The 3,426-nt window shown below is 41.1% G+C and carries 2 protein-coding genes; one reads left to right on the forward strand and one right to left on the reverse strand.

Annotated elements, in window-relative coordinates:
- Positions 1-12 precede the first annotated feature (12 nt).
- The gene (locus F9K33_16455) at positions 13-2,853 is read left to right on the forward strand and encodes a DUF5011 domain-containing protein (protein KAB2877401.1); all 2,841 of its coding nucleotides are present in this window, start codon (positions 13-15) and stop codon (positions 2,851-2,853) included.
- Positions 2,854-2,908: 55 nt separating this feature from the next.
- On the opposite strand, the gene tilS is transcribed toward F9K33_16455, so the two are convergent.
- On the reverse strand, positions 2,909-3,426 hold a 518-nt coding region (tilS, locus tag F9K33_16460; GenBank protein KAB2877402.1), incomplete at its 5' end, for a tRNA lysidine(34) synthetase TilS.

The following is a 3,426-nucleotide window of genomic DNA, read 5'->3' on the forward strand; positions in this document are numbered from 1 at the left end:
GCAGGAGATACGATGAGTACGCAACCGGAAGGATATGTGTATGATAACGGAGGCCCCAATCAGCCCTACTTCCCAAGTATAATGGGAAACTGTTATTATACGATCGACCCATGTGCATCGAGTGTAACGGCTTACTTAGAGCGCTTCAGATTAAGAAATCAAGACACGATAATCTTCCGTAACGGAGGCCCAAGTGGAGCTATATTAAGAAAACTAGGCGGAGGTAACTTACCTGATAGCGTACGCACGCTAGTAGCGAATAGTGGTCGGTTATATATGCAATGGCAATTAGGCTCACCACAAAATGCAGCAGTTGGCGATAGTGGAATAGTAATCAGATGGACGAGTGTCCCGGCCACCTACAGTGCACCCAATGCATTGTTTACCTGTGCAGATACGGTATACTCAGGTCAAAAAGTATCATACACGAATGGTACTATAGGTCAAGGTATAGTAACGTATACATGGGATGTAAACGGAGATGGTATTTATAACGACCATACGAGTGGCAACGGAGCAAACTTTACGTTTACCACGGTAGCACCGTTGTTACGTGATGTATGCGTACGAGCAAGCAACTGTAAAGGAAGTTCTACTTATTGCAAACGCTTAATAGTACAACCGGTACAAACGCGTCCAATAGCTGACTTTAGCAGTCCACGCCCTGCCGGTTTTACCACGGATACGTTCCGATTACGAGATATTAGCCGTAATGGCCCTAACCAATGGAGATGGGAAATCAGCCCTAAAAACATATTGTATGTATCAGGTACAGACTCAAGCAGCCAACACCCGATATTTATGTTAACCTCACCGGGTAAATATGCAGTAAGGTTAGTAGCGAGAAACAGCTTTGGAGTAGACTCATTGGAACGCTTTTTCTATATAGATGTGTTGGCATACAACCAACCCAACACGGACTTCCCAATAGCGAATGCAAGTGATGTAGGTATAACACGTGTAGTTTTTGAAGGCGTAGATACAACTACAGCATTAAAAACACCAACATATACAGCCTTGTATAACATCAAACGAGGAGTATTATACCGAGGCGTAAACTATAAATTAGAAGTAATGCGTCCAACGGCAGAAACACCGATGGAACGCAAAGCGTGGATAGACTTTAACTTAGATGCAGACTTTATAGACCAAGGAGAGTTGATACTAAGCGAAAGCAATGGTACGAACTTGGTGGGCAGTAGCACGTTTATGATACCGAACGATATAGCCCCAGGAAGGGTAACTCGTTTAAGAATAGGAGTAAGTGAAGGCGGAACCACGTTAACCCCGGATAAGGCTCGTGCGGGATGCTTTGAAGATTATGCAGTAGAGATAGGTTTAGACTTGTTACCACCAAGCATCAATTTAAAAGGCGCAAGTGTACATAGGGTACAGCGCGGTGCGATATATGTTGACCCGGGCGTAGTAGCAATAGATAACCGCGAAGGCGATATCAGCTCAAGATACGAGACAAGCAATAACATCAACATGAGCACAGTAGGTGTTTACAAGGCAAGATATTGGGTAAAAGACTTGTATGGTAACATAAGCGATACGATAGAAAGAACAATCCAGGTAGAGATCAATCAGGTAGGCCCAACGGTAACGTTGAAAGGCCCTGATACGGTATATGTAGAAGCAAGAATGCAAAGTTACACAGACCAAGGAGCGGTAGCGGTAGATAATGTAGGCGATAGCATCAGCGACCGGATCATACGCATCGGTATGGTAGATACGGCTTACATAGGCACATACTACGTAAACTACAGTGTACGCGATGCGTTTGGGTTTACGGGAGAGAAAACGCGTGTTGTAATTGTAAGAAAAACCACCACGCCCACCCTAATTATAAATGGAGTAATCAAACACCAGATAAACACGCCATACATAACGGGATCAGGAATACCCAGATCTGACGGTTACTTTGCGATAGACCAATTAACGTTAACGCAAATAGGTTCACCAAACGTTTCGGTACCGGGTAGTTACTTTATACAAGTTAGGTTGTGCGATCCATTAAATAACTGTACACCATTAACTCAAGTACAAATAGATGTACAAGACACGATATCTCCTGTAGTAAGTTTATTAGGCTCTAACCCATTGGTAGTAGATGTATACAACCAGAACTATGAAGATGCGGGCGTAAGTGCAAGCGACAACTATTACTCAGAGAACAGTTTGATACGTATAGTAGACAACAATGTAGATGTAAACAAGTTGGGCAGCTACACGATAACATACACAGTAAGAGATGGAGCCAACAACTCAACGAGTGTGGTAAGACAAGTAAATGTGGTAGACCGCATAGCACCGGTGATAGAGTTATTGGGAGGGGATCCATTTGAATTGGTATGGAATGATACGTTTGAGATGGCAAACGAAGTACGCATAACGGATAACTACTACAATGCAGACGACTTGTTACCATTGTTACAAAAAACCACAACATTAAATGTAGATCCTGTAACGGGTAAATATTACGGAGGCACACGCGGCTGGAAAGAGATAACTTATCAGTTAATCGATCCATCAAACAACCAATCGAACAAAGCCCGCAGACGTATATATGTAGACTTTAGAACGGGCTTAAATGATGTACAACAGAGTCAAACGTTAAGCACTTATCCCAACCCAAGCAATGGTAAGTTTACCATCAGTAGCAAAGAAACGATGACAGGTAAAACAGAGGTAACCTTATACAATGTATTAGGCGCCAAAGTATACAGCGAAAGCATAACGATGAGTGGTAAAACAGCGGAGATAAATGCAGAAGGATTACCATCAGGTATCTACTTATTGCAGTTAACCAACAACGGCAAACAATACACACAACGTGTTACCGTGAAGTAGTTAGCTAATCACAACACATAGTACAAAAAAGTCCGTTTCATTGAAACGGACTTTTTTATTGTGTAACTTTTAACCTTAGAATGTTGTTGGTGCTATCTGTTATTTTGTATCTATCATCAATGCGGTAAGGAACAACGGCAATTATATTATGGTCATTACACACAATAGGAAGTTTTGTTTTTTCGAATAGATCTATCTTATTATCTATAAAAAAATCACTTATCTTTTTATGGGTTTGCATGCCTAGAGGCCTGAAACTATCACCATGATTCCATGTTCTAATGGTAATAGGGAAAGTGATTTTTTGAGCATCTAAATACAGAAAATTTTTTCTGAGATCAATTTGTGATTTGTTGATATATGCTACCTCGAAATGGTAACCGTTGAAGGTGAATGTGCTTGGGAAATCTTTTTCAAACACAAGAGAGTTTATCTGTTGGTTTTGGAGTTCTTCAATCTTCAACTCGTCTCTATTAAATAACAAAACATGTGTATGGCTATTCCATGTTTTTCCACTGTCGTGATTATCATTAACAACCTCATTAATTTGGTTACTGTTAAACCCCATTGGTA

This window comes from bacterium (assembly GCA_008933615.1).
Classification (GTDB): domain Bacteria; phylum CLD3; class CLD3; order SB21; family SB21; genus SB21.